This is a genomic window from Alcanivorax quisquiliarum, from assembly GCF_023051175.1.
Taxonomy (GTDB): Bacteria; Pseudomonadota; Gammaproteobacteria; order Pseudomonadales; family Alcanivoracaceae; genus Isoalcanivorax; species Isoalcanivorax quisquiliarum.
Genome location: NZ_JALKII010000001.1, coordinates 433,975 through 454,384 on the forward strand (window position 1 = coordinate 433,975; position 20,410 = coordinate 454,384).

The 20,410-nt window shown below is 62.8% G+C and carries 19 protein-coding genes; 7 read left to right on the plus strand and 12 right to left on the minus strand.

The genetic code is table 11. The features are described 5' to 3' along the window. Positions 1-125: 125 nt before the first annotated feature. Positions 126-734: a MiaE family protein gene (locus tag MU846_RS01995; protein ID WP_246947709.1), complete on the minus strand. Its 609-nt coding sequence runs from the start codon at positions 732-734 to the stop codon at positions 126-128. 136 nt (positions 735-870) lie between these two features. On the opposite strand from MU846_RS01995, the gene MU846_RS02000 reads away from it, so the two are divergent. Together MU846_RS02000 and acnB are read left to right on the plus strand one after the other, a co-directional pair. Continuing rightward, positions 871-1,785, plus strand: coding sequence for a lysophospholipid acyltransferase family protein (locus tag MU846_RS02000; protein WP_246947711.1), 915 nt, complete (start codon positions 871-873; stop codon positions 1,783-1,785). Positions 1,786-1,913: 128 nt separating this feature from the next. Beyond that, entirely contained in the window at positions 1,914-4,520 is a 2,607-nt protein-coding gene (gene acnB / locus MU846_RS02005) for a bifunctional aconitate hydratase 2/2-methylisocitrate dehydratase (protein WP_246947713.1), read from the plus strand. 63 nt (positions 4,521-4,583) lie between these two features. On the opposite strand, the gene MU846_RS02010 is transcribed toward acnB, so the two are convergent. Continuing rightward, positions 4,584-5,723 carry an aminotransferase class V-fold PLP-dependent enzyme gene (locus MU846_RS02010; RefSeq protein ID WP_246947714.1) on the minus strand — a complete coding sequence of 380 codons (1,140 nt, stop codon included), beginning with the start codon at positions 5,721-5,723 and terminating at the stop codon, positions 4,584-4,586. A 310-nt stretch (positions 5,724-6,033) separates the two neighbouring features. Between MU846_RS02010 and MU846_RS02015 the strand changes: the two genes are divergently transcribed. From MU846_RS02015 to MU846_RS02025, 3 genes are all read left to right on the plus strand, one after another. Beyond that, positions 6,034-6,393 (plus strand): YchJ family protein, encoded by a 360-nt coding sequence (locus tag MU846_RS02015; protein WP_371738466.1) that lies wholly within the window; start codon positions 6,034-6,036, stop codon positions 6,391-6,393. A 13-nt stretch (positions 6,394-6,406) separates the two neighbouring features. Then, a complete protein-coding gene (locus MU846_RS02020) occupies positions 6,407-6,943 on the plus strand; it encodes an isochorismatase family protein (RefSeq protein WP_246947715.1) in 537 nt (178 codons plus the stop codon). Positions 6,944-7,014: 71 nt separating this feature from the next. Next, on the plus strand, positions 7,015-7,953 hold the full coding sequence (locus MU846_RS02025) for a DMT family transporter (RefSeq protein ID WP_246947716.1): 939 nt from the start codon (positions 7,015-7,017) through the stop codon (positions 7,951-7,953). Here MU846_RS02025 and murB read toward each other — a convergent pair. The 8 genes from murB to MU846_RS02065 all read right to left on the minus strand — a co-directional run bounded on the left by murB (position 7,937) and on the right by MU846_RS02065 (position 16,583). After that, positions 7,937-9,028, minus strand: a complete 1,092-nt coding sequence (gene murB, locus MU846_RS02030) for a UDP-N-acetylmuramate dehydrogenase (RefSeq protein WP_246947717.1) — start codon at positions 9,026-9,028, stop codon at positions 7,937-7,939. The genes MU846_RS02025 and murB overlap by 17 nt on opposite strands. Beyond that, entirely contained in the window at positions 9,028-9,513 is a 486-nt protein-coding gene (locus tag MU846_RS02035) for a low molecular weight protein-tyrosine-phosphatase (protein WP_246947718.1), read from the minus strand. The genes murB and MU846_RS02035 overlap by 1 nt, the downstream gene beginning before the upstream one ends. Continuing rightward, positions 9,510-10,277: a 3-deoxy-manno-octulosonate cytidylyltransferase gene (gene kdsB, locus MU846_RS02040; RefSeq protein ID WP_246947719.1), complete on the minus strand. Its 768-nt coding sequence runs from the start codon at positions 10,275-10,277 to the stop codon at positions 9,510-9,512. The genes MU846_RS02035 and kdsB overlap by 4 nt, the downstream gene beginning before the upstream one ends. Before the next feature lie 140 nt (positions 10,278-10,417). Continuing rightward, positions 10,418-11,434 carry a tetraacyldisaccharide 4'-kinase gene (lpxK, locus tag MU846_RS02045; RefSeq protein WP_246947721.1) on the minus strand — a complete coding sequence of 339 codons (1,017 nt, stop codon included), beginning with the start codon at positions 11,432-11,434 and terminating at the stop codon, positions 10,418-10,420. A gap of 4 nt (positions 11,435-11,438) precedes the next feature. Then, positions 11,439-13,184, minus strand: a complete 1,746-nt coding sequence (gene msbA / locus MU846_RS02050) for a lipid A export permease/ATP-binding protein MsbA (RefSeq protein ID WP_246947723.1) — start codon at positions 13,182-13,184, stop codon at positions 11,439-11,441. 24 nt (positions 13,185-13,208) lie between these two features. Further along, positions 13,209-13,628 carry an ExbD/TolR family protein gene (locus tag MU846_RS02055; RefSeq protein WP_246947725.1) on the minus strand — a complete coding sequence of 140 codons (420 nt, stop codon included), beginning with the start codon at positions 13,626-13,628 and terminating at the stop codon, positions 13,209-13,211. Next, the gene (locus MU846_RS02060; RefSeq protein ID WP_246947727.1) at positions 13,625-14,260 is read right to left on the minus strand and encodes a MotA/TolQ/ExbB proton channel family protein; all 636 of its coding nucleotides are present in this window, start codon (positions 14,258-14,260) and stop codon (positions 13,625-13,627) included. Before MU846_RS02060 ends, MU846_RS02055 begins: the two co-directional genes overlap by 4 nt. Before the next feature lie 37 nt (positions 14,261-14,297). Further along, a complete protein-coding gene (locus tag MU846_RS02065) occupies positions 14,298-16,583 on the minus strand; it encodes a DNA internalization-related competence protein ComEC/Rec2 (protein ID WP_246947729.1) in 2,286 nt (761 codons plus the stop codon). 167 nt (positions 16,584-16,750) lie between these two features. Here MU846_RS02065 and MU846_RS02070 point away from each other — a divergent pair, with 167 nt between their 5' ends. After that, positions 16,751-17,269, plus strand: a complete 519-nt coding sequence (locus MU846_RS02070) for a DUF2062 domain-containing protein (protein WP_246947732.1) — start codon at positions 16,751-16,753, stop codon at positions 17,267-17,269. Here the strand turns inward: MU846_RS02070 and lolD are convergent. Both lolD and MU846_RS02080 read right to left on the minus strand, forming a co-directional pair. Continuing rightward, complete coding sequence (gene lolD, locus MU846_RS02075) at positions 17,241-17,969, minus strand: lipoprotein-releasing ABC transporter ATP-binding protein LolD (protein WP_246947734.1); 729 nt, start codon at positions 17,967-17,969, stop codon at positions 17,241-17,243. The genes MU846_RS02070 and lolD overlap by 29 nt on opposite strands. Beyond that, a complete protein-coding gene (locus MU846_RS02080) occupies positions 17,962-19,197 on the minus strand; it encodes a lipoprotein-releasing ABC transporter permease subunit (RefSeq protein ID WP_246947736.1) in 1,236 nt (411 codons plus the stop codon). Before MU846_RS02080 ends, lolD begins: the two co-directional genes overlap by 8 nt. A gap of 175 nt (positions 19,198-19,372) precedes the next feature. Here MU846_RS02080 and MU846_RS02085 point away from each other — a divergent pair, with 175 nt between their 5' ends. Beyond that, positions 19,373-20,182 (plus strand): hypothetical protein, encoded by an 810-nt coding sequence (locus MU846_RS02085; RefSeq protein WP_246947738.1) that lies wholly within the window; start codon positions 19,373-19,375, stop codon positions 20,180-20,182. The last annotated feature ends 228 nt before the right edge of the window (positions 20,183-20,410 follow it).

Consider the following 20,410-nt stretch of genomic DNA (forward strand, 5'->3'; position numbering starts at 1 on the left):
GTTGTAGCCATACCGTCTCCGGAGAATAGCCCAGCCGCTACACCTGAACAAGACGCCAATATTGACTACCAAGTCAGCAGTTTGCCTTCTTCACCGCCGCACTGAGCACTCACTGCAGGGCTGGGTCAGGCGGTTGCCGGCACCCCCGAATGGAAACGAAACTCGCTGTCGGCGGCTGTGATCAACTGCGCTTCGATATCGGCAAACTCTGCCACACGCGGCTGGATGTCCGCCTCGGCATAGAGCTGCGCCAGCCTTAAATAGTCTTCGAAATGCCGGGATTCGCTTTTCAGCAGAAAACGATAGTAGCGCCCCAGCTCTTCATCCACATGCGGCGCCAGTGCTGCAAAGCGCTCGCAGGAACGGGCCTCGATAAAGGCGCCGATGATCAACACATCCACCAGCCGCTCCGGCTCGCTGCTGCGCATATGGCTGCGCAAGCTGCTGGCGTAGCGCGACGGCGAGAGATGGATATAAGGCAGCCCACGCTTGCGCAGCAACCCCAGCACCTGCTCGAAATGCAGCAACTCTTCACGGGCCAGCTGACTAAGCGCATCCAGCAATTCGGGCCGATCGACGTAGCGGAACATCAAATTCAATGCGGTGGAGGCCGCTTTTTTCTCGCAATGGGCGTGATCCACCAGCAACAGATGCTCGTGTGATAACGCCCAACCGATCCAGGCGTCCGGAGTCGGGCAGGCAAGGAACGCCTGAACAGCACTGATATCCTGCATCGCAGCCACTCTTTGCTATGTCCGAAAGGCGGGGAGTATATAACAGCGCGCCTCGGGGCGGCGGGCTGCGCTGACTTCGGCACCGGTTTGAGGCCATAATGCCCGCCCCTCACCCGCGGCAGGCACGATTCTCGATATGGGTAGAAGAAGCTCCCCCCGCAGCCAGGCCATCAAGGGCCGCCTTGCCACGCTCGTTCTGCGCTTCATGAGCGGGCTGCCGCTGCCCCTGAACCGGGCGCTCGGCAGCCTGATCGGCACATTGCTCTGGTGGCTGCCCTCGGAGGCTCGCGCCATCAGCCAGGCCAATATTGCCTACTGTTTCCCTGAGCTGCCTGCCGCAGAGCAGCGGCGGCTGGTGCGTCTTTCGCTGCGTGAAACCGGCAAGGGCAGCACCGAGCTGGGGCTGGTCTGGCACCGCCCTGCTCTGGCGCTTGATCTGGTCAAGGGCGTGGAGGGCGAAGATGCCCTGCGGCAGACGCTCGCGGAGGGCCGCCCCGTGCTGCTGCTGGTGCCACATCTCGGCTGCTGGGAGGTGCTGAACTTCTGGCTGAGCGAACATTACCCGTTGCACGCCATGTACAACCCTTCCGGCCTGCCGGCCGTAGACCGGCTGGTACGCGGTAGCCGCGAGCACTTCGGCACTGTCATGTATCCGGCCACGCCACGCGGGGTCGTCAGCCTGGTGCGTGCATTGAAGAAATCCGCTGTGCTCACCGCCATCCTGCCCGATCAGGTGCCAGACCGGCGCAGCGGCCGCTTTGTGCCGTTCTTCGGCCGGCCGGCTTACACCGCAACACTGAGCGCCCGGCTGATTCAGCAGACCGGGGCCCGCGTGTTCGTGGCCAGCGCAAGGCGGCTGCCGGGCAGCGAAGGCTACCGGATCGTGCTGCGAGAGCCGGAGCCGGCGCTTTATGACGCCGATCTGGATAAGGCGCTGCCGGCGCTCAACCGCAGCATCGAAACGCTGATCATGGAAATGCCGGAACAGTATTTGTGGAGCTACAAACGCTTTCGCCGCCGCCCGGAAGGCGCCGCCAGACTGTATCGGTGAGTTCGCACCTGCCCCTTTCGGAAAGCCTCGCAAAAGAGTATAATCCGCGCGCCGTAACAACCCCGAAACACACCCCAGGCGCTTGATTTCCAAAAGAAATCGGGCAGTCACGATACGAGGGATGCGCAGTGCTTGAAGCCTATCGCAAACATGTGGAAGAACGCGCCGCCGAAGGCGTACCGCCGAAGCCACTGAATGAACAGCAAGTCGCCGAGCTGGTGGAACTGCTGAAAAACCCGCCCCAGGGCGAAGAAGAATTCCTGCTGGATCTGTTCAGCAACCGCGTACCGCCCGGCGTCGACCAGGCCGCGTACGTCAAGGCGGCGTTCCTTGCCGCAATCACCAAGGGCGAAGCCGAATCTCCCCTGATCAACCGTGAGCTGGCCACCAAGCTGCTGGGCACGATGCAGGGTGGCTACAACGTCGAGCCGCTGGTTCACCTGCTGGATGACGAAGCAGTTGCCGCCATCGCAGCCGAGGCGCTGAAACACACGCTGCTGGTGTTCGATGCGTTCCACGATGTGGAAGAAAAAGCCAAGGCCGGCAACACCTACGCCAAGGCTGTGCTGGATTCCTGGGCTGCTGGCGAGTGGTTCACCAGCAAGCCGGAAGTGCCGGAAAAGCTGACCGTCACCGTGTTCAAGGTGACCGGCGAAACCAACACCGATGATCTGTCGCCGGCACAGGATGCCTGGAGCCGCCCGGATATTCCGCTGCACGCGAATGCCATGCTGAAGAACGAGCGCGATGGCATCAATCCGGACAAGCCTGGTGAAATCGGGCCGATCAAACAGATCGACGCTCTGAAAGCCAAAGGCCACACGGTCGCCTATGTGGGCGATGTGGTCGGCACCGGCTCCAGCCGTAAATCAGCCACCAACTCGGTGCTCTGGTTTACCGGCGACGACATTCCCTACGTGCCCAACAAGCGCCAGGGTGGCATCTGCATTGGCAGCAAGATCGCTCCGATCTTCTTCAACACCATGGAAGACTCCGGTGCCCTGCCCTTTGAAACAGACGTTGCCAACCTGAACATGGGCGATGTCATCGACATCTACCCGTACGAAGGCAAGATTACCCGCCACGGCACTGACGAGGTGCTGAGCACATTCGAGCTGAAGTCTCAGGTACTGCTGGACGAAGTGCGCGCAGGCGGCCGGATCAACCTGATCATCGGCCGTGGCCTGACCACCAAGGCGCGTGAGTCGCTCGGTCTGCCGGAATCCGATCTGTTCCGCAAGCCGCAACAGCCGGCTGACACCGGCAAGGGCTACACGCTGGCGCAGAAGATGGTCGGCAAGGCATGCGGCCTGCCGGGCGTTCGCCCCGGCATGTATTGCGAGCCGAAGATGACCACCGTGGGCTCTCAGGACACCACCGGCCCGATGACCCGCGACGAGCTGAAAGACCTCGCCTGCCTGGGCTTTTCTGCCGATCTGGTCATGCAGTCGTTCTGCCACACTGCCGCCTACCCCAAGCCGGTGGATGTGGAAACCCACCACACCCTGCCTGACTTCATCATGAACCGTGGCGGCGTCTCCTTGCGCCCCGGCGACGGCATCATCCACAGCTGGCTGAACCGCATGTTGCTGCCGGATACTGTCGGTACCGGCGGTGATTCTCACACCCGCTTCCCGCTGGGCATTTCCTTCCCCGCCGGTTCTGGCCTGGTGGCCTTTGCTGCCGCCACGGGCGTGATGCCGCTGGACGTGCCGGAATCTGTGCTGGTGCGCTTCAAAGGCAAGATGCAGCCGGGTATCACCCTGCGCGATCTGGTACACGCAATTCCCTATTATGCGATCCAGAAAGGGCTGCTCACTGTCGAGAAGCAAGGCAAGAAGAACGTCTTCAACGGCCGCATCCTGGAAATCGAGGGCCTTGAGCACCTCACCGTGGAACAGGCGTTCGAGCTGTCTGATGCTTCCGCCGAGCGCTCTGCCGCAGGCTGCACTATCACCCTTTCGGAAGAAAGCGTGGCGGAATATCTGAAGTCGAACATCACGCTGCTGAAGTGGATGATTGCCAATGGCTACGGCGATGCACGAACCATCGAGCGTCGCATCACCAAGATGGAAGAGTGGCTGGCCAATCCGTCGCTGATGCGCGCTGACGCCGATGCCGAATATGCCGAAGTGATCGAGATCGATCTGGCTGAAATCAGCGAGCCGATCCTGTGCTGCCCGAACGACCCGGACGATGCCAAGAAATTGTCTGAAGTCGCTGGCGACAAGATCGACGAAGTGTTCATCGGTTCCTGCATGACCAACATCGGCCACTTCCGCGCAGCCGGCAAGCTGCTGGAAAATGTGCCCGGTGGCTCGTTGAGCACACGTCTGTGGCTGGCACCGCCGACCAAGATGGATCAGCAGCAGCTTTCCAACGAAGGCTACTACAACATCTATGGCCGGGCCGGTGCGCGCACCGAAATGCCGGGCTGCTCGCTGTGCATGGGCAACCAGGCGCGCGTTGCGCCCAACACCACGGTGGTTTCCACCTCCACACGGAACTTCCCCAACCGCCTCGGACAGGGCGCCAACGTTTACCTGGCCTCTGCCGAGCTGGCCGCAGTCGCCGCCGTAATGGGCAAACTGCCGACCGTGGGCGAGTACATGGAATACGCAGCAAGCATCGATTCAATGGCGGCGGATATTTACCGCTACCTGAATTTCGATCAGATTGCGGATTACCAGACCGTGGCCGACAGCGTCAAGATTCCGGTGGCACAAGCCCTCTGAGTCTGCGCAGCTCCAACAAAAAACCCGGCAATCGCCGGGTTTTTTGTTTGCTGATGCGGCGCCTCATTCGATCTCGGCCAATGCCCGCTCAAGCCCCTGTTCAAGCTGCGCCACAGTGCGCTCGATGTTGCCCAATTTATCCAGCCCGAAAAGCCCCACACGGAAGGTTTTAAAACTCGGCGGTTCGTCGCATTGCAGCGGCACACCCGCTGCGGTTTGCAGCCCCTGCTCCGCAAACCGGCTGCTGTTGTGAATCCCTGCATCGCGGGTGTAGCTGACCACCACGCCCGGCGCCTCGAAACCGGGCGCAGCCACACTGGCAATACCACGCGCTGCCAGCATGTCACGCACACGGCGCCCCAGCTCGAACTGTGCTTCACGGGCACGCTCGAAGCCGAACGCTTCGGTATCGCGCATGGCATCTCGCAGGCATTTCAGCGCATCGGTGGGCAGCGTGGCATGGTACGCATGGCCACCGTTTTCGTACGCCTGCATGATGTGTAGCCACTTGCGCAAATCGCACGCAAAACTTGTGCTTTGCGTGTCATCAATACGAGCGAGCGCACGTTCGCTCAACATCACCAGGCCGCAAGACGGCGAGGCGCTCCAGCCTTTTTGTGGTGCACTGATCAGAACATCCACGCCCACCGCTTTCATATCCAGCCAGACAGTGCCGGCGGCGATAGCATCCAGCACCAACATGCCGCCGTAGGCGTGAACCGCTTCGGCCATCTGGCGCAAATAGCCATCCGGCAGCAAGATGCCGGAGGCTGTTTCCACCTGCGGCGCAAACACCAGATCCGGTTGCTCCGCCTGAATTGCGGCGACCACTTCCGCTATCGGCGGGGGCGCGTACGGTGCGTTTTCCTCGCTGCTGATACGCCGTGCCTTGAGCACGATTTCTTCTGCGGGAATTGCGCCGGCTTCAAATATCTGGCTCCAGCGAAAACTGAACCAGCCGTTGCGAATCACCAGACATTTGCGGCCCGTTGCAAATTGTCGCGCCACCGCCTCCATGGCGAAGGTGCCGCCGCCCGGCACCAGCGCGACGCCATCGGCATTATAAACTTGCCTCAGTGTTGCCGAGATATCACGCATCACTTGCTGAAACAGTTTCGACATATGGTTCAGCGCACGGTCGGTGAAGACCACGGAATATTCCAGCAGCCCGTCGGGGTCTACCTCTGGCAACAGCTTTGACACGTCATGCTCCGCATCCAGTCCTCGATACCCTGTTATAGAGCATTCATGCGGCGCGGGAAACTGTGTTTTTTTGCTTTTCAGAGCTGCCAGAATGACACCACAGGTGTTTGCCATCAGGTTGATGTCAGCTTGCTTTTCAATCCTGGAACAGCGCTACAATGCAGCCATGAAGACTTATTCCAACTCTTGCTCGAACTCTTGCTCGGACGCTCGCCCGGAATCCCCTTGCCCCTGTGGCTCAGCATCTCTTTATGGTGATTGCTGCCAGCCATTGCATCGGGGCGCGCCCGCACCCTCGCCCGAAGCATTGATGCGCTCCCGCTATAGCGCCTTCGCCATGGGCAACGTCGATTATCTGCTACAAAGCTGGCATCCCCTGACACGCCCGGCCTCGCTGACACTTGACGCCGACGTGCGCTGGCGCCATCTGGCGATCGAAGCAGCCCCGCAGGCCGCTAGCGATAGCAGTAGCGGAACGGTGCGTTTCCGGGCCGTCAGCCAGCAAGGCGACGAGTGGCACCAGCTTGCCGAATTGTCCCGATTCATAAAACAGGATGGCCACTGGCGCTATCATGATGGAGACGCCGTCTGGACGCGGCTGCACCCTGGCCGTAATGATCGCTGCCCCTGTGGCAGCGGGCGCAAGCTCAAGCAATGCTGCCTGACCTGATGAGGGAGCCGAGATGCTGTTGAATGCCGAAACCTCGACATTGGTGCTGGTGGATTATCAGCCCCGGCTGCTGCCCGCGTTGTCCGGTGCCGAGCGCGCCGTGTCGCAAGCTGTTCGCCTCGCACAGCTGGCGCAGTTGGCTGACGTGCCGATACTCGCCACGGAGCATTACCCTGCCAAGCTTGGCGAAACCACGCCGCCGTTACGCCCGCTTTGCCAGCAGATCGTGACGAAGCAGTCTTTTGATGCCTGTGCCGATGGCCTGCTCGAAGCACTGCCGGGGCAACGGGATGATATCGTCATTGCCGGCTGCGAGACGCATGTGTGCATGTTGCAAACCGCGATGGGGGTATTGGCAGGCGGCTACCGGGCCTGGATCGTTACCGACGCTTGCGCCAGCCGACGGCCCGAAGACCACGCGCTGGCACTCGGCCGCCTGAAAGCCGCAGGGGCTACTCTGATCAGCGCCGAAATGGCCGGCTTCGAGTGGCTCCGGCACGGCGACCATCCGGCGTTTCGCGAGGCGCTGGCGCTGATCCGCCCGCTGTAGCCTGGGTGCCGTTGTGCTACCCTGCACGCGCCACAGAACCATTCGTCTGTGTATCCACGCCGAGGCCACAGGTGCCGCTTTCCAACGCCGCCAAATCTGATCTGTCATTAGTGCTGGTAACCGTGCTGGCCGCCGCAGGCTGGGTGTTTTCCCGCGAGGCGATCCTGTTGATGCCGCCGCTGCTGTTCATGTGCCTGCGCTTTCTGCTGGCTGGCATGTTGCTGGCGCTGATCGGCCTGCGTCAATTGCGCCGCATGTCTGCCGATCAGATCATTCGCAGCCTCCGCGTCGGGCTGGTGTTCGGCCTGGGCATGAGCTGCTGGGTCATGGGGCTGCATTTCGGCAAGCATCTGGGCGAAGGCGCCTTCCTCGCCAGCCTGGCCGTGGTGATGGTGCCGGTGATTGCGCGGCTGATCTTCAAGGAGATTCCGCCGCCGACGACCTGGCTGGCGTTACCGGTGGCAATCGGCGGGCTGGCTATGCTGGCGCTGGACAGCGGGCGCTTTCGGCCGGAAGCCGGGCAGCTGTTTTTTCTGTCGTCGGCGCTGATTTTCGCTTTGTATTTCACCCTCAATACGCGTGCGGCCAACCCGCAGACCGTGGCCACGGCCGAGGGCCTGTCCCAGCGTGAGAAAATCCCGGTGCTCGGCCTGACCTCGCTGGCGCTTATCACGGTCGGCTTGCTGACGGGTGCGCTGTCACTGCTCACCGAACCCTGGCGCCCTACCCTGACCACCTTCCAGCCTGATCTGATCGGCTGGCTGCTAGCCAGTGCGCTGATTGCCACGGCAGCGCGTTTTTTTGTGCAAACCTATGCGCAAAGCCTGTCCAATCACAGCCACGGCGTGGTGATCCTGGTGCTGGAGCCCATATGGGTAGCGCTGTTCGGCGCCTTCTGGTTCGGGGAAACGATGAGCGCCGCGCAACTGAGCGGCTGTGCGCTTATTTTTCTCGCACTATTGATCAATCGCTGGGGGGCGTTGAGCCGTATCCTCAAGCATTGGTTATGATATCTCCGCCCGGAGCACCGGGCGGGCCAGCCGGGCTGGAGCGCCTGGCCTGAAGAGCCTGGCCAGGAGAACCCAGCGTGACGGGCTCCTGCTCAAGCTGTACCTGAAACATCGTCTGCACACTCTCGCGCACTGCCTCTGCGAACGCCAGCACCGTGGCGCCGCTCGCCCCGCCATGATTGACCAGCACCAGCGCCTGCCGCTCGTGCATGCCCAGCGGGCCATGGCGGCGGCCTTTCCAGCCTGCCTGTTCAATCAGCCAGCCGGCAGCGAGTTTCACCCTGCCATCCGCCTGCGGATACCCGACGATGGCCGGAAAGCGCTCGCGCAAAGCCGCCCAGTGCGCGGCCTCGACAACCGGATTCTTGAAGAAACTGCCCGCATTGGGTAGCGCGGCGGGATCAGGCAGTTTTTCACGCCGCAGCTGGCAGATGACCTGCCGCAGCCCGGCCGCATTGCGGCCGCTTTCCGGTAGCGCCGCAAATCGCTCCGACAGATCGGCATAACCAAGCTGCAACACTGGCGCCCGGTTCAGCCGCAGCTGCAAGCGTGTGATCAGCCATTGCCCCGGCTCGGCGCTCTTGAAACGGCTTTCGCGGTAGCCGAAATCGCACTGCTCGGCGGTGAAGTGGTGAATCTGGCCATTCTGCAGGGACACTGCTTCCAGCCCGGCCAGGTGATGGCATAGCTCGACGCCGTAGGCACCGATGTTTTGCACCGGCGCGGCACCGGCGCTGCCGGGGATCAATGACAGATTTTCCAGCCCTTGCCAGCCGGCCTCGATGGATCGCGCCACGACGCTATCCCATTCTTCACCCGCCTGCACTTCCAGCAACCCGCCGGGCAGCTCTCGCAGCCCACGCATCATCGGCCTGATCACCAGCCCGCTGATATCCCCTGCCAGCACCAGATTGCTGCCGCCGCCGAGCACCGTGCGCGGCACACCACGCCAGCGGGGTTCCCGCAGTAACGCCACCAGCGCCTCCGTGGAAGCGGGCTCAGCGTACCACTGCGCCCTTGCCGGCAGGCGCAGGGTATTCAGATTGTCCAGAGGATAGTCGGCGCGGACGTCCATCAAGCCTGCAACCGGTGGGTATCACGCAGGTGCGCCAACAGGCCGTCGCTGGCTGCCTCGACCAGATCAAGCACATGGCCGAACCCGTCGCTCTCGCCGTAGTAGGGATCAGGCACTTCGGCGGCCACGTCACCGGGGTGAAAGGCAAGGAACAGCCCCAGATGGCCATCGAAGCCCTTTGGCTGCATGGCTTGCAGATCACTCAGGTTGGCCTGATCCATGGCAAGGATGTAATCGAACCGCTCGAAATCGGCGGCACTGACCTGGCGCGCGCGCAGCGTCGAAAGATCATAGCCGCGCTCAAGTGCGGCCACTTGCGAACGGGGGTCGGGCGCCTTGCCGATATGCCAGTCGCCCGTGCCGGCGCTGTCGATGTGCAGCCCGTCCGCCAGGCCGCTCGCCTGCACCCGCTGGCGCAGCACCGCCTCGGCGGTGGGGGAGCGGCAGATATTGCCCAGGCAAACAAACAACACTGAAATAGTCACTGACCTTCTCCAATCAGGGAACGCATGCGCAGCAGATCTGCTTCGGTATCCACGCCACCGGGTACGGTTTCGCAGGCCGGTGCGACGTGGATCGGCACACCATGATACATGGCCCGCAGCTGCTCCAGCGATTCGGCCTTTTCCAGCGGCGCCGGCGACCAGCCCACATAGCGATTCAACAGCCCGGTGCGATAGGCATAGATGCCGATATGGCGCCACCATTGCCCTTCGGGAAGCGTTTCTCCCGGCGCGCCGTCGGCGAACGCATCACGGTGCCAGGCGATTGGTGCGCGGCTGAAATACAGCGCCCGGCCATGCACGTCGAACACCACTTTCACCGCATTCGGGTTGAACAGCTCGGTGCCGGTGGTGATCGGCTCGCACAAGGTGGCGATACCAAAACCGGGGTGTGCGGCCAGGTTGGCCGCCACCTGGTCGATCACGGCGGGAGGAATCAGCGGCTCGTCGCCTTGCACATTGACGATGATGTCGTCATCGGCAAGGTCCAACTGCGCCGCCACTTCCTGCAAGCGATCCGTGCCGGAGGGGTGATCCGGGCGCGTCATCAGTACCTGCCCGCCGTGGGCCTGCACGGCGACCGCGATGCGCTCGTCATCGGTAGCCACCCAGACCTCATCGGCGCCGCTCTCAAGGCAGCGCTCGCGAACGTGCACCACCATCGGCTTGCCGCCGATATCGGCCAGCGGCTTGCCCGGCAGGCGGCTGGCGCCAAAACGTGCGGGAATAACAATGCGAAAAGTCATCGTTCACATCTCTTGATCGGCAGTGTCTGCTGATTGCCGGTGCCTGTTCATTGCCCGCGCCTGTTCATTGATAGCGTCGGTTGATTGGCAATGCATCCTGATCTGACAGCACCGCACACGCGCTGCGGGCCTGGCCGAAACTACTGCGCGCTCTGCGCACCGCGCTGATGCCGCTCCACCAACGTGCGCAGCACTGTGCCCGCAAAGCCAGGGGGCAACTCGGCACGCACCGGTAATACCCAGACCCGCTCGGTAACAAAATGATCGCATTTGACCAGATCTTTTTCGGTGATCACCACGGGCAGCGTGCCGGGAAAATCGAGATCACCCGGCTGGAATACATAATGATCCGGCAACACATGGGGCGATACTTGCAGCCCGGCACGAGTCAGCACCGAGAAAAACCGTTCCGGATGCCCGATGCCAGCCGCGGCGTGTACAGCAACAAACTGCCGCGTGAATTGCTCCAGCGAGAGTTGCTGCCCGGTCACGGCGTTGACCACGCCGTCGGGCACCAGCTGCATCGGCGTAGCGCCCGGCCAGGCGCTGTGCGCGCCGCCGTTGACCACTAGCCAGTCTACCTCCTGCAATCGCGTCGCCGGCTCACGCAACGGCCCGGCCGGCAAACACAGCCCGTTGCCCAACCCGCGCACGCCATCCAGCACCACCAGCTCGGCGGTGCGCGGCAATGGGTAGTGCTGAAGCCCGTCGTCACTGATCACCAGATCCGGCTGCAACGCGACGGCGGCCTGCAAGGCACGGCGGCGTTGCGGATCGATGATGACGGGCGCGCCTGTCAATTGCGCCAGCAGCAACGGCTCGTCACCGTTGAGCGAGGCCGGCTGGTACGGGTCGATCCGCCAGGGCCAGCTGGGTGGCCGCGCACCGTAGCCGCGGGAAATGACCACCACCGACAACCCCAGCTCGGCCGCTGCCTTGCAGAGTGCAGCAACCAACGGCGTTTTGCCGGTGCCACCTACGGTAATATTGCCTACCACCAGCACCGGCACCGGCGGCCGCTCGTTGCGTGCCCGGAACCGGCGCAGCCGTCGGGCCGCGATGCAGCCGGTCAGGCGCGCCAGCGGCGCCAGTGGCAGCAGCCAGCGTGTGCCGCCATACCAGGCCGTATTCACCCACGCCGCCAGCTGGCCTTTCATGGCGTCAGTGATCCGCAAAATTCATCTGGTGCAACTGGCCGTATTGGCCGCCCTGGGCGAGCAGTTCTTCATGCGTGCCACTTTCCACCACCTGGCCCTGATCCATCACCAGAATACGATCCGCTTTTTCGATGGTGGTCAGGCGATGCGCGATGACGATGGTCGTGCGGCCTTTCATTACGCGCTCCAGCGCTTGCTGGATATAGTGCTCGGATTCGTTGTCCAGTGCCGACGTTGCCTCGTCGAGAATCAGGATCGGAGCGTCTTTCAGCAACGCCCGTGCAATGGCCAGACGCTGGCGCTGGCCACCGGATAGCTGCATACCGTCCTGCCCGACTTCGGTATCCAGCCCGTGCTCAAGTTTGCTGATGAAATCCCAGGCGTAGGCATCCTTGGCGGCCTGGATGATTTCCGCCTCGGAGCGGGAGCGCAGCTCGCCATAGGCGATATTGTTGCGAATGGTATCGTTAAACAGCACGACTTTTTGCGTCACCATGGCGATCTGGCGCCGCAAGTCTGCCAGGGAGTAGGCCGTCAGCGGCTGCCCGTCCAGCAGGATCTGGCCCGCATCGGGGTCGTAAAAACGCGGGATCAGCGCAGCGACGGTGCTCTTGCCCGCACCGGAGCGGCCCACCATCGCCAGCGTCTGACCCGGCGATACGGAAAAAGACAGATCGCGCAACACCGGCGCATCTGGCGCGTAGCCGAACGTCACCTTGTCGAAAACGATGTCCCCTCGGGCCCGCTGCAACGGCACCGTGCCGATATCCGGCTCTGCTTCGCGATCCATCAGATCGAATACCGACGCCGCACCGGTCACGCCGCGCTGAATCTTGACGTTCACATCCGTCAGTTGCTTGAGGGGTTTCTGAATCAACGCCACGGCGGCGATAAAGGCGAGGAACTCTCCCACCGTGATCGCCTCGCCCATGATCTGAATGTAGAGATAGGTGATGACGCCAACGCCGATGGCGACGACCAATTGCACTGTGACGGTGCTCGTCACCTTGCTCACTTCCATCTTCACATGCTGTTTCTGAAAACGGCGGCTGGCGCGCTCGAAGCGCTCTTCTTCCAGTGCCTGGCCAGCAAATATCTTCACCGGCTGGTTGCCCTCGATGGCCTCGCCCAGATACTGGGTGATATTGCCCATGCTGCCCTGGATGCGACGGCTGATGGCCCGAAAACGCTTGCTCATGTAATTCACCATCAGCGCGATGATCGGCCCGACAGTGAACAGGATCATGGTGAGCTTCCAGTTGCTGTAAAGCAGATAGCCAAGCAGCCCGATGACGGTCAGCCCCTCGCGCAGGATGATGGTCACCGCATCGGTGCCTGCGGCGGTGACCTGCTGCGCATCGTAGGTGATCCGTGACAACAGCCGCCCGGAAGCACTTTTCTGATATTCCCGCGTCGGCAGGCGCAGCACATGCTGGAATGTCTCGTTGCGCAAATCATAGACAATGCGCTGCCCCACCCAGGTAATACAGTAAGCGCCGATAAACTGGCCAATACCTTGAATCAGGTTGATCACAAAAGGCGCGATGCAGATCAGCAGCACCCGTTCGGGGGTCGGATTTTCAATTGTTTCGGTGATTATCCGCATCATTTCCGCCACGAGTGGCTGCATTGCGGAATAAATCAGGTAGCCCAGCACACTGCCCGCCAGCACCCAGCCGTGCCGCCGGGTATAACGCAGCAGCCGCTTGTAGGTTTGCCAGGTGTTCTCCTGTTGCAGGGGTGTTGTCATTACTGACGCTTGCTCCTAATGCCCTCAGCCGCCCGACGGCGCCTGAGTCGTAATGGTGATATTGACGAAGCCCAGCTGCCCGGCCACGTCCATGACACGCACCACAGCCTGGTGGGGGCTGCTGGCGTCGGCGGTGATGACCAGCGGCCGGTCGGTGCCGGCGCGCGCCAGCGGCAACAGCACCGAGCGCAATGTGGCCTCATCATGCCGGAGCAGCTGTTCGCCGTTGACAAGATACTCGCCACCGGCGCCGATCACGACCTCAACATGATCTGCCACCTCCACACGCGGCTGGCCGGACGCCTCGGGCAGCACTACCCCTAGCCGCGTTTCGCGTGTAAAAGTGGTAGTCACCATAAAGAAAATCAGCAGCAAGAACACCACATCGATCAGCGGTGCCAGGTTGATCTCCACATTGTCATTGCTCTGGCGGCGAAACTTCACGATGCGCTCCGGGCCCCGGCTGGCGACTCACTGGCCGCATGCATCCAGTCCAGCAGTTGCACCGCCGCCTGCTCCATGCCAACGGTCATTTCATCCACCCGCCGTACCAGAAAGCGATGGAAAAACAGCGCCGGGATAGCCACTGTCAGGCCCGCCGCTGTCGTGATCAGCGCCTTGGAGATGCCGCCGGCAAACTGGCTGGCATCGCCGCTGCCCTGCAACATTATCACGGTGAACACATCGATCATGCCTACCACCGTGCCCAACAGCCCTATCAGCGGCGTGATCGCGGCAATGGTGCCCAACGTGTTCAGAAAACGCTCCAGCTCGTGCACTTCCTGGTTCGCGGCTTCTTCGATCCGCTCCTTGGTCACCTCGCGGCTTGCACCCGCGCAGGCCAGGCCGGCCGCCAGAATGCGCCCCAGCGGCGAATTGGCACGCAGGGCCTGCAAATAAGCACGATCAACCTTGCTCTTCTGCCAGCTGCCACGTACCTGGCCGAGCAGCTCTGGCGGTGCGATGCGGGCACGGCGCAGGCTCCACAGCCGTTCTGCCACGATGGCCAGCGCCACCGCCGAGCACAGCAGAATGGGGAGCATCAACCAGCCCCCGGCAATTACGATATCGAGCACGCCATTTCCCCCTTGATACACGCAGTATGCAAAATCATCATTCGCTGTGGCGGCCCGCCATGACTGAAGAAGCCGCCGGCCGCCAGGGCCGTGGATATCGTTCACGCCACAATATTGGCGCCGGATTATGGGAGCCATGCAGGCTGAATACAATCATGCCTGTCTCATAACTGATCAGCAGCGGGATGCCCAGTTCCGCGTAGCGTGCCCGGATGATTTCCGCCGGGTGCCCGAAGCGATTGGCATAGCCCGCTGTCGCAATAGCCCACTCCGGCTGGAGTGCACGCAGCAGCGGATAGGACGAGCTGGTGCGGCTGCCGTGATGTGGCACTTGCAAGATGGTCAACGGCGCCGGGTCCCGAAAATCCTGTGCCACCAGCCAGTATTCCACCAGGCGAGTAATGTCTCCGGTCAGCAGCACCGTGCCGCCCGCGCCGCTGATTCGCAACACGCAACTGGTATTGTTGCGTTGGCGCAACGGCATGGCCGGTGGCGGCCAGAGCACCTCGAACACCACCTCGTCCAGCTGCCATTGTTGCCCGCGCAAACACGCTCGGGTGCCCGGCAAGGCGCCGGGATCACCGCTATACAGCGCCTCCTCCGGCAGCAACTCACGGACGCCTGCCAGGCCACCGGCATGATCCAGATCCGCATGGCTGACAAACGCCAGCGTAACAGGCCGCCGCTGGCGTACCAGCCAGGGGCGCAGCACCAGGCCACCGGCATCGCCCCCCGGCCAACCCGGCCCGAGATCATAAAGCACCAGATGAGACGCCGTACGGATGGCAGTGGCCTGCCCCTGCCCCACATCAAACACAATCAGATCGAAATCTCCTTGTGCCAATGTGACGTCAGCGGGCCACAGCCAGGGCAGCAACAGCAGCAACGCCAGCCACCGGGGCCAAGGTGGCCGCGTCATGGCAACGGTGATGCAGGCCAGTAGCACCAGCGCCATCGCCAGCAGTGACGCCGGAGGCGGCAACAGCGGATCATGCGCCACCAGCCAATCCAGCGCATACCAGCACCCTTGCACCAGCCAGGCGGCAACGTCCAGTAACCATCCCAGCCCCGGCACCAGGCTGCCCAGCAGTGCAAGAGGAATCACCGCCAGCGAAAACAGCGGCACCATCACCAGATTAGCCAGCGGCGACGCCAGCCCCCAGTGCGTGAACAACCAGCCGGTGAGCGCCCCCAACCCCAACGAGAGCAGCAACTCCATCCTCAGCAAACCGGGGCGCGCACCAGACCAGGCGAGCCATATCAGTAGTGCGACGGCAGAAAAAGAAAGCCAGAAGCTGTTATCCAGTGCCGCCAGCGGATCAGGCGCCAGCACCACTATCGCTGCCAGCAGCAGCCCGGCCCGACCGCTCAATCGCCAGCGCGCCCACACTGCCACCAGCGCCACCAGCAACATCACCAATGCGCGCAATGTCGGCAGTGCAAAGCCGGCCAGCGCGGCGTACCCGGCCGCTGCTGCCAGAGCCGGCCAGACCGCCCACTGTGCAGGTGTGTTGCGCCAGTTCGCCGACCATGGCGTCAGCAGGCCCCGTGCCAGCCACCACACCAGGCCCGCCACCAGGCTGATATGCAGGCCGGAGATCGCCATCAGGTGCGCTGTCCCGCTGACTTGCAGCAACGTCCAGTCATCCCGAGACAGATGGCGCCGATCAGCGCTGACCAGCGCGGGTATTACTCGTGCGCCGGGCCGATGTGCGCCCAGACGCTCCGCCAGCTGTTGCCCGAGCCGGTCACGGTAGACGCCGATCCCGCCCGCCGCCGGCGCCAGCAACGCCAGCTCTGCCACTGAACCGCTGGCATCAACACCACGGGCAAGATCCAGCCGCGAGCGATCTTGCGTGCCCTCGTTGACCCAGCCCCGGGGCGGCAACAACCGCGCTCGCACCGCCACCCGGTCACCTGGCCGCAGCGCCACCTCCGGGTCATACCAGCGCAACCGCACGCGGTGCCGGCCCGGCCATTGCGACGAGCTGGCTCCCGCCAGCACGAAATCCAGCCGCTGCCGGTCTTGCCATTGCGGCACCGTGACCGGCAGGTCTGCCACTTGCCCGACCAGTAGCAGGGTTTCTCCCACCTGCTCCGGCGGCAGCCAGCCGGCCAGACCCTGTTGCACCGCCGCATCGCCCCAGAGCGCCCCGGCTACCACCCAACATGCTATTTTCAGCAGCCGCCACCGCAGCCTCACGCCAGCCAGCGCGAATCCTGCGGCCAGCAACCCGGCCCATAGCATCGGCACGCCGAGCCCGGCAACGGCCAACGGCGCGGTGAACACCGCCCACAGTAAACCACCCACCCACCAGACCATTGCTCCGCTCCCGTCGTCCGTGACACGCGGGAGCATGGCACAATAACAAAAGCGTGTACGGCGGCATCACGCTATCATCCGACGACGAGCGCCGCCCGAGCAGCAGAAGCTGGCATCACGGCCATAACGCTGCATAATGCGCCCACTCAGCTCAGCGGACACCCTCGATGCCAAGACGGATCTTCAAGAAATACCTGCCTTCTTCCGAGCGCGTGCGCCAGACACGCTCGCTAGGAGCGTTTGCCACGTTGCTCGGGGAACCGGGGTTATGGCACCTCAACCGCCGCTCGCTCTCCGTGGCGGTTTTTGTCGGAGTGTTTTGCGCGCTGCTGCCGATGCCGTTTCAGATGCTGCCGGCGCTGTTGCTGGCGGTATGGCTGAAATGTAATCTGCCGCTGACCATTGTCGTCGTCTGGACCACAAATCCTTTCACCTATGTGCCGGTGTTCTACTTCTGCTATCGCGTCGGCGCACGCTTGCTGGATATGCCGGTGGCGCCGCCGGATGCCGTCAGCTTTGCCTGGCTGCTGGAGCAGATGCTGCCCTTGTGGGTCGGCTCGCTGGCCTGCGGAGCAGTCTTCGGCCTGCTAGGGATGTTGGCGACACGCCTGCTGTGGCGTCTGGCCGTGGTGCGGCGCTGGGAACAGCGCCGTCAGCTCAGGCGTGCGAGTCAGGGGCAGGAGTAGGCGCCGCCGGGGCCGTTAGTGGCTGCAACCGCCCATCGTGCAACTCCAGCTGCTGGCGGCAGCGCCTGGCAAAGCTGGTGTCGTGGGTGACAATCAATAGCGCAATGCCAAGCTGTTGATTCAGCTGCAGCATCAGATCCTGCACCTGCGCTGCCGTGCGCTCATCCAGATTGCCGGTCGGCTCATCGGCAAGCACCAGCGCCGGTTGCGTCACCAGCGCCCTGGCAATGGCCACCCGCTGCCGCTCGCCGCCGCTCAGCGCCGCCGGCTTGTGCTGTAGCCGATGGCCCAGACCTACCGCCGCCAGCATATCGCGGGACTGCTGCCGCGCCGCCGCCGGCGCCATGCCGCGAATCAGCAACGGCATAGCCACATTCTCCACCGCCGTGAATTCCGGCAGCAGATGGTGGAACTGATAAATGAACCCCATGCGTCGATTGCGCAACGTGCCCCGCTGGGACTCCGACAGCTGCGCCAGATCATGGCCAGCCACCACCACCTGCCCCTCGCTGGGCCGATCCAGCCCGCCAAGCAGGTTCAACAGCGTGGATTTGCCGGAGCCGGAGGTGCCGACAATGGACAGCGTATCGCCCGGCATCAGTTGCAGCTCGATCCCCTTCAACACCAGCACATCGCCAGCGCCCTCGGCATAGCGTTTGACCAGGCCCTGCGCCTGGATGACCGGCCTGGCGCTACTCATACCGCAACGCCTCGGCCGGCTCGACTTTGCTGGCACGCCAGGAGGGATACAGCGTCGCCGAGAAGCTGATCAGCATAGCGATGCCGGCGATGATCCCGACATCGCGCCACTGCAACTCCGATGGCAGGTAATTGACAAAATAGGCATCGAACATGTGCGCATTGAAGGTGGTTTCTATCCACTGACCCAACGCCGATACGTTGGTCGCCATGAGAATGCCCAGCAGGATGCCCAGCGCCGTGCCAGCGAAGCCGATCAGCGTCCCCTGCACCATGAAAATCCTCATGATCATCCCCGGCGAGGCCCCCAGCGTGCGCAGCACGGCGATATTGGCGCGCTTTTCAGTCACCAGCATCACCTGGCTGGAAATGATATTGAAAGCCGCCACTGCGACAATGAAAGACAACAGCAGCGTCATCATGGTCTTTTCCATGCGAATCGCCTGGAACAGATTGCCATGGCTGCGTGTCCAGTCGGCGGTGTAATAATCCCTGCCCAGCGAATGCTGCATCGACCAGCCCAGACGCGGGGCGGCAAACAGATCGTCCAGCCGCAGCCTGACGCCTTGCACGGTGCCCGGCTGCCGGGCCATGCGGGCGGCATCCTCCACATGTACATAAGCAAGCAGCGAATCCACCTCGGCCCGCACCCGAAACACGCCGGTTATGGTGAAACGACGAAAGCGCGGCGTGACCCCGGCCGGCGACAGGCTGGCCTCGGGCAACACCAGCACGACCTTGTCGCCGACCTCCACACCCAGCTGACGCGCCAGACCATAACCCAGCACCATGCCGTATTCGCCTGCCGCCAGGCTATCCAGCTCACCTTCCCACATGAAATCGCCAACGATGGAAACATCCTGCTCGGCCGCCGGATCAATACCGTTGACCATCAGCCCGGCCACCACGCCTTTGTGAGTCAACATGCCTTGCAGCTCGACAAAAGGCGCAGCCGCCATCACCCCCGGCTCCTCCATCACCCGCTCGGCCAGCGCCTGCCAATCCTGAACAGGCTCCCGGCCGTGCACGGACAAATGCGTCACCATGCCGAGGATGCGCGTCTGCAGCTCACGCTCGAAGCCGTTCATCACCGACAACACCGTGATCAGCACGGCCACGCCGAGCATCAGGCCCAGCGCCGAGATCAGCGTGATGACGGAGATAAAACTGTTGCGTGCCCGGGCACCGGTATAACGCACGCCAATAAAGAGGGAGAAAGGTCTGAGCATGGCGCGCATTTAAGCATTAAAGCGACAGCCGGCGCCAGCGCCATCTCAGCCGCCTGCCACTCATGCAATTGTGTGATCATGGTCGTGACAGCACTGCTGCCATAGTGATTGAATAGCACCAGCTAACTTTCTAATATCACAAGACTTTACAGCTCCCATGGGGGGGGGAACGGGGATGCCAATAACAATAAGCCACCGCCTGGTGACGGCCCTGCTGCGCCCGGTGGCGGTCACGCTTTGCCTGCCGCTTGCCATAGCCGCACTCATCAACACCAGCCATGCCCAGCTGCTGCCGCAGCGCGGCATGTCGCAGCAGGCTGTCGAGCAGCAGTTCGGCGCGCCAGAGGACACTCGCCCTCCCGTGGGGCAGCCGCCCATCGAACGCTGGGTGTATGCGGATTTCACTGTCTACTTTGAAGGGCACTACACGCTGCATGCCGTATCGCATCACGCGCCGGCCGCCATTAGCGCTCCGGTGATCGAGAGCGGCGTTACGCACGAAGCCGAACCTGCCGCCACACGCCCCGCATTCCGCTTCAACCCCGCCACCGGCCAGATCACCGAGGTGGATGAAGTGAATAGCGCGCCTGTTACGAACAGCACAGAGACCGCCGGCCCCGCTCCGGCCAGCCTCGCGCAAGCAAGCCCGGTTCAAGCCAGCGCCGCAGAACACCCTGCCGCCGCACCGGCCCCCGCCGAGCCTGAAACAGCACCGGCGACAGCAGAAACCACCCCCGAAGCCGAGCCAGTTGCACCCGCTACCGCAGAGCAGAGCGCGCCGGCAGCAGAAGAGCCCGAAGAGGCACCGCCGCGTTTCCGCTTTGATCCCGTCACCGGCCGTATCATCCTTGATGACGCGCCGGTGGACAGCGTCACCCCGGCAGGTACCCGCGACGCTGCTGCGTCCGCAGATGGCGCCACCGAGCCGGACAAGCCGACCCCGGAAGCCGCCTCCGGGCAAGGCGGTTACCGGATGCAGTGGTAACCCATGCTGAACCGGAGTGCCCGGCAGCCGCCGGGCACTCCTTGTATACGTTCCATTCTACGTTCCGCTTCCTGCGCTCCTCCTCCGATCTTTGCCCCCGCGCTTCTCGTCCGACACTCTTTAATCTGCACGCATCCTCTGCCGCGTCTGAACGTTTTTTGTTGTGTCTGAGCTCGGATCCTGCCTGATTTTGTCCTGTTTGACTGACAGCTTTTTCCGCTTTCGCTG

Bases quoted from the DNA above. Each gene is read 5' to 3' on its own strand.
- MU846_RS01995 (WP_246947709.1), bottom strand. From the start codon at position 734: ATGCAGGATATCAGTGCTGTTCAGGCGTTCCTTGCCTGCCCGACTCCG.
- MU846_RS02000 (WP_246947711.1), top strand. From the start codon at position 871: ATGGGTAGAAGAAGCTCCCCCCGCAGCCAGGCCATCAAGGGCCGCCTT.
- MU846_RS02015 (WP_371738466.1), top strand. From the start codon at position 6,034: ATGCGCTCCCGCTATAGCGCCTTCGCCATGGGCAACGTCGATTATCTG.
- MU846_RS02020 (WP_246947715.1), top strand. From the start codon at position 6,407: ATGCTGTTGAATGCCGAAACCTCGACATTGGTGCTGGTGGATTATCAG.
- murB (WP_246947717.1), bottom strand. From the start codon at position 9,028: ATGGACGTCCGCGCCGACTATCCTCTGGACAATCTGAATACCCTGCGC.
- kdsB (WP_246947719.1), bottom strand. From the start codon at position 10,277: ATGACTTTTCGCATTGTTATTCCCGCACGTTTTGGCGCCAGCCGCCTG.
- lpxK (WP_246947721.1), bottom strand. From the start codon at position 11,434: ATGAAAGGCCAGCTGGCGGCGTGGGTGAATACGGCCTGGTATGGCGGC.
- msbA (WP_246947723.1), bottom strand. From the start codon at position 13,184: ATGACAACACCCCTGCAACAGGAGAACACCTGGCAAACCTACAAGCGG.
- MU846_RS02065 (WP_246947729.1), bottom strand. From the start codon at position 16,583: ATGGTCTGGTGGGTGGGTGGTTTACTGTGGGCGGTGTTCACCGCGCCG.
- MU846_RS02070 (WP_246947732.1), top strand. From the start codon at position 16,751: ATGCCAAGACGGATCTTCAAGAAATACCTGCCTTCTTCCGAGCGCGTG.
- lolD (WP_246947734.1), bottom strand. From the start codon at position 17,969: ATGAGTAGCGCCAGGCCGGTCATCCAGGCGCAGGGCCTGGTCAAACGC.
- MU846_RS02080 (WP_246947736.1), bottom strand. From the start codon at position 19,197: ATGCTCAGACCTTTCTCCCTCTTTATTGGCGTGCGTTATACCGGTGCC.
- MU846_RS02085 (WP_246947738.1), top strand. From the start codon at position 19,373: ATGCCAATAACAATAAGCCACCGCCTGGTGACGGCCCTGCTGCGCCCG.